At 64.8% G+C, this 14,456-nt stretch carries 11 protein-coding genes and 2 tRNA genes; 7 read left to right on the top strand and 6 right to left on the bottom strand.

The features are described 5' to 3' along the window. Positions 1-19: 19 nt before the first annotated feature. Positions 20-104: transfer RNA gene (locus tag ACT2B0_RS09670), tRNA-Leu, on the top strand. Positions 105-187: 83 nt separating this feature from the next. After that, on the top strand, positions 188-1,624 hold the full coding sequence (tig, locus tag ACT2B0_RS09665) for a trigger factor (RefSeq protein ID WP_473465890.1): 1,437 nt from the start codon (positions 188-190) through the stop codon (positions 1,622-1,624). 90 nt (positions 1,625-1,714) lie between these two features. Here tig and ACT2B0_RS09660 read toward each other — a convergent pair whose 3' ends face one another. The 6 genes from ACT2B0_RS09660 to ACT2B0_RS09635 form a co-directional block, all read right to left on the bottom strand. After that, on the bottom strand, positions 1,715-2,440 hold the full coding sequence (locus ACT2B0_RS09660) for a class I SAM-dependent methyltransferase (RefSeq protein ID WP_473464077.1): 726 nt from the start codon (positions 2,438-2,440) through the stop codon (positions 1,715-1,717). A 159-nt stretch (positions 2,441-2,599) separates the two neighbouring features. Continuing rightward, positions 2,600-3,334 carry a RadC family protein gene (gene radC / locus ACT2B0_RS09655; protein WP_473464074.1) on the bottom strand — a complete coding sequence of 245 codons (735 nt, stop codon included), beginning with the start codon at positions 3,332-3,334 and terminating at the stop codon, positions 2,600-2,602. 117 nt (positions 3,335-3,451) lie between these two features. Next, positions 3,452-4,279 (bottom strand): type I methionyl aminopeptidase, encoded by an 828-nt coding sequence (map, locus tag ACT2B0_RS09650; RefSeq protein ID WP_473464072.1) that lies wholly within the window; start codon positions 4,277-4,279, stop codon positions 3,452-3,454. Positions 4,280-4,504: 225 nt separating this feature from the next. Continuing rightward, positions 4,505-4,580 (bottom strand) — tRNA-Glu (locus ACT2B0_RS09645). Positions 4,581-4,744: 164 nt separating this feature from the next. Continuing rightward, complete coding sequence (locus ACT2B0_RS09640) at positions 4,745-6,025, bottom strand: YcbK family protein (RefSeq protein WP_473464070.1); 1,281 nt, start codon at positions 6,023-6,025, stop codon at positions 4,745-4,747. Positions 6,026-6,497: 472 nt separating this feature from the next. After that, positions 6,498-8,330, bottom strand: coding sequence for a PHA/PHB synthase family protein (locus tag ACT2B0_RS09635; protein WP_473464067.1), 1,833 nt, complete (start codon positions 8,328-8,330; stop codon positions 6,498-6,500). A 170-nt stretch (positions 8,331-8,500) separates the two neighbouring features. Between ACT2B0_RS09635 and ACT2B0_RS09630 the strand changes: the two genes are divergently transcribed. From ACT2B0_RS09630 to recJ, 5 genes are all read left to right on the top strand, one after another. Further along, positions 8,501-8,839 (top strand): hypothetical protein, encoded by a 339-nt coding sequence (locus tag ACT2B0_RS09630; RefSeq protein WP_473464064.1) that lies wholly within the window; start codon positions 8,501-8,503, stop codon positions 8,837-8,839. 69 nt (positions 8,840-8,908) lie between these two features. Beyond that, positions 8,909-10,132, top strand: a complete 1,224-nt coding sequence (locus ACT2B0_RS09625; protein WP_473464061.1) for an LL-diaminopimelate aminotransferase — start codon at positions 8,909-8,911, stop codon at positions 10,130-10,132. A 38-nt stretch (positions 10,133-10,170) separates the two neighbouring features. Continuing rightward, positions 10,171-11,484, top strand: coding sequence for a homoserine dehydrogenase (locus tag ACT2B0_RS09620; RefSeq protein WP_473464059.1), 1,314 nt, complete (start codon positions 10,171-10,173; stop codon positions 11,482-11,484). A gap of 145 nt (positions 11,485-11,629) precedes the next feature. Next, a complete protein-coding gene (glpX, locus tag ACT2B0_RS09615) occupies positions 11,630-12,607 on the top strand; it encodes a class II fructose-bisphosphatase (protein WP_473464057.1) in 978 nt (325 codons plus the stop codon). A 54-nt stretch (positions 12,608-12,661) separates the two neighbouring features. After that, on the top strand, positions 12,662-14,446 hold the full coding sequence (gene recJ / locus ACT2B0_RS09610; protein WP_473464055.1) for a single-stranded-DNA-specific exonuclease RecJ: 1,785 nt from the start codon (positions 12,662-12,664) through the stop codon (positions 14,444-14,446). Positions 14,447-14,456 lie beyond the last annotated feature (10 nt).

Genomic DNA, 14,456 nt, shown 5'->3' with positions numbered 1-14,456 from the left:
GGGCCAAAACGTCTCCGGAGCGGGTGTGGTGGAACTGGTAGACACGCAGGATTTAGGTTCCTGTGGCGCAAGCCGTGGGGGTTCAAGTCCCTCCACCCGCACCACAAAGCCACTCCCGGCAAGAGAATCCGGTTCACGAAACGGCAGGCGCCGGATCGCCGGCATTCGCGAAGACAAAGGTTTTATGATGCAGGTAACCGAAACGCTGAATGAAGGGCTGAAGCGGGAAATCCAGGTGGTGGTTCCCGCCAAGGACCTGGAAGCCCGGCTGATGGAGCGGCTCGAAGACGCCAAGGGCAAGGTGCGCATCAACGGCTTCCGGCCGGGCAAGGTGCCGATGCAGCACATGCGCAAGATGTACGGCAAGGCGGTGATGGCGGAGGTGGTCAACGACATTCTGTCGAACTCCACCGGCTCGATCATTTCCGAGCGTGGCGAAAAGGCCGCCATGCAGCCCGAGATCACGATGACCGAGGACGAGAAGGAAGCCGAGAAAGTGTTGGCCGGCAAGGCCGATTTCAGCTTCCAGATCGCCTACGAGGTGATTCCGCCGATCGAGATCCAGGCCGTCGACGGCATCAAGGTGACGCGCGAGGTCTACGACGTCGAGGACGCAGAGCTCGAGGAGCAGATGTTGCGGATCGCCGAATCGGCCCGCAGCTTCACGCCGAAGAAGGGCAAGGCCGAGGACGGTGACCGGGTCACGCTCGACTATGTCGGCAAGATCGACGGCGAACCATTCGAGGGTGGCGCCGACCAGGGCGCCAATCTGGTGATCGGCTCCAAGCAGTTCATTCCCGGCTTCGAGGAGCAGCTCGTCGGAACCAAGGCGGGCGACGAAAAGACCATCACGGTGACGTTTCCGGCCGAGTACCAGGCCGCCCATCTGGCCGGCAAGGAAGCGACCTTCGACGTCAAGGTTTCGGAGGTCTCCAAGCCGGAGGCGCTGGAACTCAACGACGAGATGGCCAAAAATCTCGGGCTTGAGTCGATCGACAAGCTGCGCGAGATCGTCAAGGGTCAGATCGAGAACCAGTACGGCGCGCTGACGCGCCAGAAGGTCAAGCGCCAGCTTCTCGACGCGCTCGACGGCGCCTATTCCTTCGAGGCGCCGTCCAAGCTGGTCGAGGCGGAATTCCAGAATATCTGGAACCAGGTGACGAACGATCTGGAAAAGGCCGGCCGCAGCTTCGAGGACGAGGACACGACCGAAGACGAGGCGCGCGCCGAGTATCAGCGTCTCGCCGAGCGCCGCGTCCGCCTCGGTCTGGTGCTGGCCGAGATCGGCGAGCAGGCCGGCGTCCAGATCACGGAAGAGGAAATGCAGCGCGCGCTGATCGAGACCGTGCGGCATTACCCCGGCCAGGAAAAGGAAATCTACGAATATTACCGCAGCAATCCGCAGGCGCTCGCCACATTGCGCGCGCCGCTGTTCGAAGAGAAGGTCGTCGACCATCTGCTCGGCCAGGTCGATGTGACCGACAAGAAGGTCTCCAAGGAAGAGCTGCTGGCCGACGACGAGGACGAGGCGGCCGAAAAGCCGGCCAAGAAGGCGCCGGCGAAGAAAAAGGCCGCGCCGAAGAAGAAGGCCGCGGCCAAGGACAAGGAGGAGGGCGCCGAATAACGGGCGTCTTTTCCCTCAAGCAACCCATAAATGCAAAACGGCCGCCCGAGTTGGGCGGCCGTTTTGCGTTTTCGATCAAGCCGGCGGTGGTCAGGCGCCGTCGCGGATCGCAATCACCGATTTGTTCAGGCCGAACACCTTCTCGTGCACGATCGCGGCGTCCGGAAATAGTGCCGTCATTTCGCGAGTCGACAAGAGACGGTGATGGTGGATGATGTCGCGCGCCTCTTCCAGCGAGCCGACGCGCTGAAAAAAGCCGAGCGCGAAGCGCATCAAAAGCGCGGCGCGCACGCGCTTGGGCAGGTACTGGAAGCCCGGAAAACGGAAATGCGGCTCGTAGGCGAACCAGTAGTTCGGCGTCTGGATGTAATAGCGCGGCGCCAGACGACGCGCATTGACGGCGAACGCCTCCATGTTCGACCAGTCGCCGACATGTTCGATCACGGAATTGGAATGAACCAGGTCGAACTGCCGCCCGGCAAACAACGCCGGATCCGAAGCGCTTTCGGCGACGAAGCTGAACAGGGCCGGGTCCTCGACCTGCTGCTCTTCGGTGTTGACCATCGTGAAGGAGAGCCGGCCGCGATTTTCGCGGATGAAATCTGCGCCGATCTTCCAATAGGTCTCGGTCCCGCCCAGATCGAGGATTTCGGCGTGGCCGCGTTCGGCGATGATCGTCTCGATCAGGCGGCGGATATGGACGAAACGGCGGGCCCGGAAGCCGAATTCCAGACTGTCTGAATTTTCGTATGGGTCGGCCCGGCGCGCGCCGAGCATGTCGAGGCCGCCGTTGTCGGCGGTTTGGCGAATAAGCATCATAGACTCCCACGGTCACCCAATGAGAGTGTTAAACAATCGTTAATCGGTTTGCTTAACAAACCGTTGGCATGGTTAATCGGGCTCTGTTGTACAACTCTATCGTTTTTCAGTCTTTTGCAGATTTTAGGAAAATATAGATCGAGTTCGATTAGAATTTTAAATAAGTTGCAGGCCCTTTAGACTGGCGTGACCGTTCTTTCCGATGATGATGTGGTCATGCACGGCGATGCCGAGCGGTTTGGCGGAATCGACGACCAGCCGCGTCATCTCGATGTCGGCGCGCGACGGTGTCGGATCGCCCGAGGGGTGGTTGTGGACCAGGATCAGCGCGGTCGCCGACAATTCGAGCGCTCGCTTGACGACCTCGCGCGGATAGACCGGCGTGTGATCGATCGTTCCCTGCTGCTGGACCTCGTCGGCGATCAGCGCGTTTTTCTTGTCGAGGAACAGGATGCGGAACTGCTCGCGCGGTTCGAACGCCATGGCGGCGCGGCAATAGTCGATGACGTCGCTCCACGAGGTCAGGACCTGGCGTCCGCGAATCCGGCCCTTGAGCATGCGTTCGGCCGCGGCCGCGGCCAGTTTCAGGTCGAAGGCGACTGCCGGGCCGACACCCTTGACCTCGCGCAGCAGATGTTCGGGCGCCCCCAGCACTTCGGCGAACGATCCGAAACGGGCGATCAGGGCCTTGGCGACCGGCTTGGTGTCGGCGCGCGGGATCGAGCGAAACAGCAGCAGCTCCAGCAGTTCGTATTCGGCGAGCGCGGCCTGCCCCCCGTCGCGCAGCCGCTCGCGCAGCCGTTCGCGATGACCCGAGTAATGCGGCCTGCCGGCGCGGGCCACGGGTGTTTCGGCAAAGAAGCCGCGTTCGTCGTCATCCTCCGGCGCCATTCACTCTCCCGCTTGCAGGACGCTCACTTCACCACCGGTCCGGCAGCAAGCCTAGACCGTTTCTTGGTCGGAGGGAATCGTCATGGGACGGGCGAGGCAGGGCGCCGCGCCGCTTTCTCAGTCGCGCAGGCCGGGCCGGTCGAGTCCGGCCGGCGACAGGGTGAAGATTTCGCAGCCCGTTTCGGTGACGCCGATGCTGTGCTCGTACTGGGCCGAGAGCGAACGGTCGCGCGTGACGGCCGTCCAGCCGTCCGACAGCACTTTGACATGCGGCCGCCCGAGATTGATCATCGGCTCGACGGTAAAGATCATGCCGGGTTTCAGTTCCACCCCTTCATTGGGGTTGCCATAGTGCAGGATGTTGGGCGCATCGTGAAACAGAAGCCCGACGCCGTGGCCGCAGAAATCGCGCACCACCGAACAGCGCTCGGCTTCGGCATAGGTTTGGATCGCAGCGCCAATCGCGCCGGTGCGCGCGCCCGGACGGATCGCCGCGATGCCACGCATCAGACTTTCGTGGGTCACTTCCAGCAGTCTTTCGGCTGCGCGTTTGATTTGCCCGACCGGGTACATGCGCGAGGAATCGCCGTGCCAGCCGTCGAGGATGTAAGTGACGTCGATGTTGACGATGTCGCCCTCGCGCAGCGGCTTGCGGTCGGGAATACCGTGACAGACCACGTGGTTGATCGAGGTGCAGGACGATTTGGTGTAGCCGCGATAGTTGAGCGTGGCGGGGATCGCGTCGTGATCCATGCCGAATTCGAAGATGAAGCGATCGAGTGCTTCGGTGGTCACGCCAGGCTCGATCATCGGGACCAGTGCGTCGAGGCAGCGGGCCGTCAGCTGGCAGGCGCGGCGCATGCCCTCGAAGCCGGCCTCGTCGTAGAGCCGAATCTGTCCTGTGTTCTTGAGAGGCGCGGTCGCCGCGTCCTGATAGGTGACCATGGGTTCGTCTTTCGGGCGTGCGTTGGCAACGGGAGCGGATGTTGCCGTGCGGCGACATCCTCAGGCGCAGATTTGGCATCGAAGCGCGCCGGCATCAAGCCCAGAGCGCGTTCATTGCGGCGAAAGCGCTCGCAAATGGGTGCTTTTCAGGCGCGATCGGCATGGCGCAGACGTCTCGCCTTTGCAGGCGGACTGTGCGGTATGCGATGAAATTGTCGGGAGAACTGGCACGCCCAACGGGACTCGAACCCGTGTTTCCGCCGTGAAAGGGCGGCGTCCTAGACCGCTAGACGATGGGCGCGCGGGGAACGTGCGGCCTTATAGTCAGCTTCCTTGTGAGCGACAACCCGCAAAACAGATCGCGCATAAGATTTTTTTGGCCGCGCGCATTGCAGGCGTATGCCTTTCGCCGCGGCCGGGTGGTCGCCAAAAAACCGGGAGCCGGGAGGAACCGCTGGCGAGGGATCAGCGCCGGCGGCGGCAGCGCCAGTTCCAGTCGCGCTCGGGACCGACATCGATATGCACGGATTTGGTGTGGCAATAGGTGCCGACGCCGCCGCGGCCGGGCATGGCGCGTACAAACCTCGCCAATTGTGCCTTGGACACACCGGGCACCTGGACGTCAGCTGCCGCGCAATACATGTGCAGCGAGTTGCGCGCGCCGCGGGCGCGGCGGTTACGCGCCGGGCTGCGATAGCCGGAGGTGACGATCAGCTTCTTGCCAAAATGCTGCTCGACGCGGCGCAGCACGCGCACGAGCGACGGTTTCAGGCAGCCGACATCGACGCGGTCGGTCTGTTTGATGAGCCCGTTGGGCGCCAGGCGGGCCAGTCCGGCTGCCGAGGCCACACGCACCGGCTCGCCCGCCTCGTGGACGTCGATGTCGTCGTCCTCGTCGAGGCCCGACTTGCGGTTGATCTCAAACAGGGCCGACTGGCGTACGCCGGGCAGGGCGTCTGCAGCGCCGGTCGGGGAGACCGGATCGATGATTGGCTTGGCCGGTCCGGTCGAGGCGAGCGCCACCACCGGCTCGCGCCGCGACCTGGGTCTGGCGTCCTCCCGCTCCGCGGTGCCGGCCGATCGTGCGTCGTTGGAAAACAGGCTCGCCAGAAAGCCGCGCTTTTGCACCGGCGCGGGCGCCGGCCCGGGGCCGCTCTCGATGAAGGCGGTCGGTTGAGGCTGCCGGGGCTGTGTGGCGTCGCCGGTCGAGGCCGCCACCTCTTCGCTCGCATTGGCCGGTCCAGGCAGCGGCGGCGTTCCGGTGTCCGGCTTGTCGGCCGGTATGGCGGCGACGGTCGCGTGAGGCGCTGTTGCGGGGCGGCCTTGACGCGGTGCCCCCTCGCGCCCGGCACCGGCGGATCGTGGTGCGGGATTGTTGAACAGGCTGGCGAAGAAGCCGCCTTTCTTGGGCGGTTCGGCGGGGACGTCCGGGGCGGGTTGCAACTCGGCCGTGGCGGTTTGAGCGTCGACGTCGTCGGCTGTCGCGACCGCCGGGGCCTGTCCGTCCCGCACGGCGGATGGGCCGTCGCCGCTCTTCTCGCCAGGCATCGGCGCACCGGTGCCGGGCTTGTCGGCAGGCAGATAGGCGACTTGTGTGGGAAGGACCGTGTCGCCCTCCTCGATAACGGAAGGCGGCGGCGCCTCGTCGATGGCGGCGAGGTCGCTTTCCTCGATCGTGTCCAGAACGACCGGGCCGGTCGTGGCGCCGCTGGTGCCGTTAAAGGAGGGGGACGCGACGTCGAACATCGATCCACCGGTCGTGCAGGCTCCAAGCAGCACAGACAACATCGCTGTCACGAGTACGCGGCGGTTTCTGCTGCCAACGGGCGCTTGCGCTGTTTTCAACGGATTCCCCTCTTACCGTTCCACACTTGGAACGCAGCCCTTCCAACCCCATGCCCATCGGAGCCGGACAATCGCGGAATCGATCATTCGAGCCCTAACGAAGTCACGGTCAAAGTGCAATCCCGGCCACCCTCCCGCGCTGGAGCGTTTCTAGGCGAAGTGGAAGCCGGTTCGCTGTTCGGAAACGCGTCAAAACAACAAGTTAGAGCCGGTCTGCGATTCCGCGAAAAGCAGAACGGCTCTAGGGGCGAAATGCGGCAGCACCGTGTTGAGCGGACGGTCCCCCGGCGCTGGCGCGGCCGCGCGTCATCACAGACCGTTTCAGTCGGCAACCCGACTTGTTCGCTCGCTGCGTGTGGCGCGCCTTTGCCGGCTATACCCTGACGGTGACGTAGTCGCCGGGCGCGTCGCCCAGAATTGGAATTTTTTCGTCTTCCGGACGCCGGGCGGCAACGCGCTTGCGATCCTGTTTTTCGATCCATTTTTGCCAGTGCGGCCACCAGGAGCCGGGATTTTCCTTGGCCGACTTGACCCAGTCGTCGAACGCGCCCAGCGGTGGCCCGCCGGTCCAGTGCTGGTATTTTTTCGACTGCGGCGGATTGACGACGCCGGCGATATGTCCCGAACCCGCCATCACGAACTCCACCTCGCCGCCGAAGAACTGGCAGCCGAGAAAAACCGAGCGGGCCGGTGCGATATGATCCTCGCGCGCAGCCAGATTGTAAACGGGAATGGTGACGTCGTTCAGCGACAGCGTTTCGCCGCCCAGCACCATGCGCCCGCGCGACAGGCTGTTTTCCATATAGCAATTGCGCAGATAGAAGGAGTGGTTGGCGGCCGCCATGCGCGTGGAATCGGAGTTCCAGTACAACAGATCGAACGGCATCGGCTCCTTGCCGCGCATGTAATTGTTGACGACATAGGGCCAGATCAGGTCGCCGGCGCGCAACATGTTGAAGGCAGTGGCCATCTTGGTGCCGTCGAGATAGCCCTTTTCGTTCATCGTCCGCTCGATCGCGGCGACCTGGTCCTCGTCGACGAACACTTTCAGGTCGCCGGCATGGGTGAAGTCGACCTGGGTGGTGAAGAAGGTGACGGACCCGATCCGGTCGTCGCCCCGTTTGGCCATCAGGGCGAGGGCGGCCGCCAGCAGCGTGCCGCCGACGCAATAGCCGATCGCGTTGACCGTGCGCTCGCCGGTGGCTTTTTCGATCGTGTCGAGGCAAAAGCTAATGCCTTGGTCGATATAGGCGTCCCAGCCCATCCGGCCGTGGCGCTCGTCGGGATTGACCCAGGAGATCACGAACACGGTGTGGCCCTGCTCGACGGCCCAGCGGATGAAGGATTTTTCCGGATTCAGGTCGAGAATGTAGAATTTGTTGATCCAGGGCGGGCAGATCATCAGCGGCCGTTTCAGCGCCTTGGGCGTCGTCGGCTCGTACTGGATGATCTCGGCCAGTTCGCTGCGCGCCACGACCTTGCCCGGCGTGGTGGCAATGTTCTTGCCGACCGCGAATTTGGAATAGTCGGCCTGTCTCAGCTTCAACTCGCCCTTGCCGGCGGTGATGTCCTCGGCGAGCATCTTCATGCCGCGCACCAGGTTTTCGCCGTTGGTCGACACAGTCTCGCGAAACAGCTCGGGATTGGTGAGGATGAAGTTCGACGGCGAAATCGCCTGGGTGATCTGGCGGACGTAGAAATTGGCCTTGTGGCGGGTATGTTCGTCGAGGCCATCGGCATGTTCGACCAGCTCGCCCGCCCAGCGCGAGGTGACCAGATAGGCCTGCTTGAGGAAATCGAAAAACGCGTTGCGGGCCCATTCGGGATCCTGGAAACGCTTGTCGCCGCGCTCGGGCTCGATGTCGCCCTCGTCGCGCTGTTCGCCCGACATCTTGCCGACGGCGTTCGACCACACGTTCATATAGCCGGCGAACAGCTTGGTCTGGGCCTCGAGCGCGCGCGCGGGGTCGGAGAGCCAGTATTCGGACAGCTTGGAAAAGGTCTTGACCATGTCGGCCATCGGCTCGGCCACGCTGTCGCGTATCTCGCCGCGTTCGCGCGGCGTGACCCAGGCCGAAGCCGCCTTGCCGGCCTGCTCGATCATATGGGCAAGGTTGCGGGCAAACTGCTCAGGGTCTTTGACGATATACTGCTCGACCGACGAGGCGCTGGCGTCCGTATTCGTCTTGTCGTCCTGCCTGGCCATTGCGGCTGTGGTCCTCCCGGGCCTTTTGTTGACACAATATCATGTGACGGCCATAGCGGTCCATTGAACCGGCGGCCTGGATTTGCCTAGCCGACGTTCGGGAACGCAATATGTCGAAAACGTCTCGACCGGTCTTTTGTCGCGCCGTCTTGCGCGGACTCATCGTCGCAGTGTCTGCCGCGGCGGGCGCGTGCGCGGGCGTGCCGATCGAGGAGGCGGTTCCGGCCGGCGCGCTCGACGGCGGCCCGACCGCGCCCATCGACGGGGTCTCGCCGCCGGTGTTGCGCAATACCGGGCGCTATCCGAACCTGAACGTGCCGCGCCAGGGCGCGGCCAACCAGCTCAGCGCCGGCGAGGCCAGCGCCAAGAAGGGCGAATTGCGTCGCTCGGCCAGCGGCCAGGCCGAGATCGCCAACGAGCCGGGGATCGCGCCGTCCGAACTGGAAAGGCTGCGCAAGCTCGGCGAGACGCACGGCGAGGACACGCTCAAGAAGATCGAGGGCGAGTGACGCTATCGACCGGCTGCCGGATTGGGTGTATAGGCGCGCCCAGATTGCTCCACTCTCGCCGAGATCGCCATGGAAGAGTTTCACAAGACCCGCCGGCTGCCGCCTTACGTGTTCGAACAGGTCAATCGCCTGAAGGCGAGCGCGCGGTCCAGGGGCGCCGATATCGTGGATCTCGGCATGGGCAATCCCGACCTGCCGACACCCAAGTCGATCGTCGACAAATTATGCGACGTGGTGCGCGATCCGCGCACCCACCGCTACTCCGCCTCGCGCGGCATTCCCGGATTGCGGCGCGCGCAGGCCGCCTATTATGCGCGCCGTTTCGGCGTCAAGCTCGATCCCGAAAGCCAGGTCGTTGCCACGCTCGGCTCCAAGGAAGGGTTTGCCAACATGGCCCAGGCGATCACCGCGCCGGGCGACGTGGTGTTGTGCCCCAATCCGACCTATCCGATCCACGCCTTCGGCTTCATCATGTCGGGCGGTGTCATCCGCTCTATTCCCGCCGAGCCGGATTCAGGTTTCATTCCGGCGCTGGAACGCGCCGTCAAGCATTCGATACCGCGGCCGCTGGCGCTGATTCTCAACTATCCGTCCAATCCGACGGCCTATGTCGCCACGCTCGATTTCTACAAGGACGTCGTCGCGTTTGCCAAACGGCACGACCTCATCATCCTGTCCGATCTCGCCTATGCCGAGATCTATTTCGACGACAACCCGCCGCCGTCGGTGTTGCAGGTGCCCGGCGCCATCGACGTCACGGTCGAGTTCACCTCGATGTCGAAGACCTTCTCCATGCCCGGCTGGCGCATGGGGTTCGCCGTCGGCAATGACAGGCTGATCGCCGCGCTGTCGCGGGTGAAATCCTATCTCGACTACGGTGCGTTCACGCCGATCCAGGTGGCGGCCGCCGCGGCGCTCAACAGCGACGGCTCGGATATCGAAGAAGTGCGCGAGACCTATCGCCGCCGCCGCGACGTGCTGGTTGAGGCTTTCGGCCGTGCGGGCTGGAGCGTACCGGCGCCGGCGGCGACGATGTTTGCCTGGGCGCCGATCCCCGAACCGTTCCGCGAGGCCGGCTCACTGGAATTTTCCAAACTGCTGGTGGAAAAAGCCCATGTGGCGGTGGCGCCGGGCATCGGTTTCGGCGAGCATGGCGACGATTTCGTACGCATCGCGCTGGTCGAGAACGAACATCGCATCCGTCAGGCTGCCCGTTCCATCAAGCGCTTTCTCGCCGCCAGCGCCCGGCCGGATGGCGAGACGAATGTGGTCGCGCTCGGCGCGCGCCGCTGAACAAGCACAAGAATCTCGAACGAAAGGGGCGGTCGGCCATGGGCGAAGCATTGCGTGTCGGAATTGCCGGTCTGGGCACGGTCGGCGCCTCCGTCGTGCGCGTGCTGACCGACAAGGCCGGGGAACTGACGCGCCAATGCGGGCGCGAGGTCATCGTGGTCGCGGTATCGGCGCGCGATCGCCACAAGGATCGCGGCTTGACGCTTGGCGAGGCGACATGGTTCGACGACCCGGTCGCGCTCGCCAAAAAGGCCGAGATCGACGTGTTCGTCGAACTGATCGGCGGCGAGACGGGGATCGCCAAGGATTGCGTCGAGGCCGCGCTTGCGGCCGGCCGTCACGTTGTGACCGCCAACAAGGCGCTTTTGGCGGCTCATGGCGTCGCGCTGGCCGAAAAAGCCGAAAAACGCGGCGTGCTTCTCAATTACGAGGCGGCGGTGGCCGGCGGCATCCCGGTCATCAAGACCATGCGCGAGGCGATGGCCGGCAACACGATCAGCCGCGTCTTCGGCATTTTGAACGGCACCTGCAACTACATTCTCACCCGCATGGAAGAGGAGGGGCTGTCGTTCGCCGATTGCCTGGCCGACGCCCAGCGCCTCGGTTACGCGGAAGCCGACCCGACTTTCGACATCGAGGGCCACGACACCGCTCACAAGCTGTCGCTCCTGACCAGCCTTGCCTTCGGCACGCGCATTTCGGCCGGCGACATCTACATGGAAGGCATTTCCAACATCACCCAGGCCGATATCCGCGCGGCCGGCGAACTGGGGTACCGGATCAAGCTGCTGGGTGTCGCCCAGCGCACCGAAAGCGGCATCGAGCAGCGCGTGCACCCGACCATGGTGCCGACGGCCTCGGTGATCGCCCAGGTCGACGGCGTCACCAACGCGGTGGCGATCGAAACCGACATTCTGGGCGAATTGCTGCTGTCGGGCCCGGGCGCCGGCGGCAACGCGACGGCGTCGGCCGTGGTCGGCGACATTGCCGATATCGCCAAGGCAAGCCCCGGCTTCCAGCATGGGCCGGTGTTCGGCCGGCCGGCGCGCGAACTTAGGCCCTATAAGCGCGCCCGCATGCGCGCCCATGCGGGCGGCTATTTCATCCGGCTGACGGTCATCGACCGCGCCGGCGCCTTCGCCGCGATCGCCAAGCGCATGGCCGCAAACGATATTTCGCTGGAATCGATTGTCCAGCACGCCAACGGCGAAAACGGGGCCGATCGCAAGACCGTCATCCTGGTTACGCACGAGACCACCGAGGCCGCTGTGCGCAAGGCCGTCGACGGCATCACCAGGGACGGCCATGTCGTCGACACGCCGCAGGTGATCCGCATAGAGCGTGCCGAATAGGCCATCCGGTCTTTTTTAATCGATTGTTACGATTGGCGATTAGGGAAACGCCACCGCTGTCCCTTGCCGTTGCCGGGCCCGTTTGACAAAAGGGGCGACCGACTATCCGCCCCGGCTTGCCGGAGCCCTTTCTCAGGATACAAAAATGGCCAAACTCGCTTCCGACGGTCTCGATCGCATTCTTACCCTTGAGTTGGTCCGCGTGACCGAGCGCGCCGCGGTGGCAGCGGCCAGGCTGCGCGGGCGCGGCGACGAAAAGGCTGCCGACCAGGTGGCGGTGGACGCGATGCGTTCGGAGCTCAACCGCCTGCCGATTACCGGTACCGTGGTGATCGGCGAGGGCGAACGCGACGAGGCACCGATGCTTTATATCGGCGAGGAAGTGGGAACCAAGGACGGGCCGGAAGTCGACATCGCGCTCGACCCGCTCGAAGGCACGACGATCTGCGCCAAGAACCTGCCCAACTCGCTCGCCGTTATTGCGATCGCCGAAAAGGGCAGCCTGCTCTACGCGCCGGACGTTTATATGGACAAGATCGCGATCGGACCCGGCTATCCGACCGGCATCATCGATATCGACGCGCCCGCGGCCGACAATCTCGAGAAACTCGCCAAGGCCAAGGGCGTGCCGGTCGGCGAGATTACCGCCTGCATCCTCGACCGCCCGCGCCATGCCCGGCTGATCGAGGAAGTGCGCGCCACCGGCGCCGCAATCCGCCTGATCGGCGACGGGGACGTGGCCGGCGTCATTCACACCACCGATCCCGACGAAACCGGCATCGACATCTATATCGGTATCGGCGGGGCGCCGGAGGGCGTGCTGGCGGCGGCGGCGCTGCGCTGCATCGGCGGCCAGATGCAGGGGCGCCTGCAGCTCAACACCGACGACAAGATCGCGCGGGCCAGGAAAATGGGTATCGACGATCCCGACAAGATCTACCAGATGGACGAAATGGCGCGCGGCGATGTCCTGTTCGCGGCCACCGGCGTTACCGACGGCAATCTCTTGGCCGGGGTCAAGTTCGCCCGCGATTTCGTCCAGACCCACACGATCGTGATGCGCTCATCCTCGCGCACGGTGCGCGAGATCAAGGCCAAGCACCAGGATCTGGACAAGTTTTGAGGGCGCTCGCGGCCGCACGACCCGCCGGTTCCGGCCCGGGAGCGGGATGACGGCATGAGTGAGGCGCGCCTCTTCCTCGACGTCAGGAGGTCGGCGAGCGGGCAGATGTGGGTCCATCGCCTGTCGGCGCGTGGCGAGAACGACGCGCTCCAGATCGCCCAGACCCACGGCCTGCCCGATATTATCGCCCGCGTCCTGGCCGGACGCGGCATCGATGCCGCTGCGACGGAACGGTTTCTCGACCCGACGATCCGCGATTTGTTGCCCGATCCGGCCTCGCTGACCGACATGGACAAGGCCGCCGCGCGGCTGGCAACCGCCGCGCTGAAGCGCGAACGTGTGGCGATCTTCGGCGACTACGACGTCGACGGCGCCGCTTCCTCGGCGCTGATGAAGCGCTTCCTGCGCCATTTCGGCATCGAGGCGGAGATCTATATTCCCGACCGGATCTTCGAAGGGTACGGGCCCAATCCCGACGCCATGCGCGACCTCGTCGCGCGCGGCGCCACGCTGATCGTCACCGTAGATTGCGGTACCAACAGCGCGCCCTCGGTCGCGGCGGCCAACGAGGCCGGTGCCGACGTGGTCGTGCTCGACCATCACCAGGTCGGCGGCGCGCTTCCCGATGCGCTCGCCGTCGTCAATCCCAATCGCGAGGACGATCTGTCGGGGCAGGGGCATTTGTGCGCTGCCGGGGTCACATTCCTGACCTTGGTACAAACCGTCAAGCATCTGCGCGCCAGCGGCAGATCCGGCCCGCTGCCGGACCTGTTGGAACTGCTCGATCTGGTCGCGCTTGCGACCGTGTGCGATGTCGTGCCGCTCGTCGGCGTCAACCGCGCCTTCGTCGTCAAGGGGCTGGTCGCGGCCCGCCATCAGAACAATCCCGGCCTGGCGGCGCTGCAGCGCGTGGCGCGTATCGGCGAGCCGACCAATACGTTTCATCTCGGCTTTCTGATCGGTCCGCGCATCAATGCCGGCGGGCGCATCGGCGATGCGGCGCTGGGCGCGCGGCTCTTGGCCGAGACCGATCCGGTCGTTGCGCGCGAGATCGCCGAACAGCTCGACCGGCTCAACCAGGAGCGCCAGGCGATGGAGCGCTCAATGCTGGAGGAGGCGCGCGCGGAGGCCGAGGCCGAACTCGCGCATGGGCGAGGTCCGGCGGTGTTTTTGACCGAGAGCGCGAGCTGGCACCCGGGGATCGTCGGGCTGATCGCGTCGCGGCTGAAGGAGCAATTGCGCCGGCCGGTCTTCGCGATCGCCTTCAACGTCAATGGCGAGGGCACCGGCTCGGGCCGCTCGATCGCCGGGTTCGATATCGGCCGGCTGGTGCGCGATGCCGCGGACCGGGGTTTGATCGTCAAGGGCGGTGGACACGCCATGGCGGCCGGAATCACGGTGAAACGCGCCAAGCTGGGCGCGTTGCGGACATTTTTCGAGGAACAGGCGGCCGAGGCGGTATTTCGCCTGCGCGAGGAGCAGGCGCTCAAGATCGACGCCGCGCTTGCCGCCGACGGCGCCACGCTCGAGCTTCTCGACGTTCTCGAACGTGCGGGCCCCTATGGCACAGGACACCCGCAGCCGGTTTTCGTCCTGCCGCGCCACCAGGTGACGGAGGTGCGCCCGGTCGGGCAGGGCCATTTGCGGATCGCGCTGCGCTCGGGTTCCGGCGGGCGCCTGCAGGCAATGGCCTTTCGCAGCGCCGACACCGATCTAGGCCGCTTTCTTCTGGCCAGCCGCGGCCGGCTGATCCACGCGGCGGGTTCGCTGTCGGCCAATTACTGGAACGGCGCCAAATCGGCGCAGTTCCGGCTGAGCGACGCCGCGGCCGCCGACTGATCGTCGTTGG

It is taken from the genome of Nitratireductor sp. J20-h4 (assembly GCF_056780505.1).
This window is presented reverse-complemented; position numbering and strand designations above follow the sequence as displayed.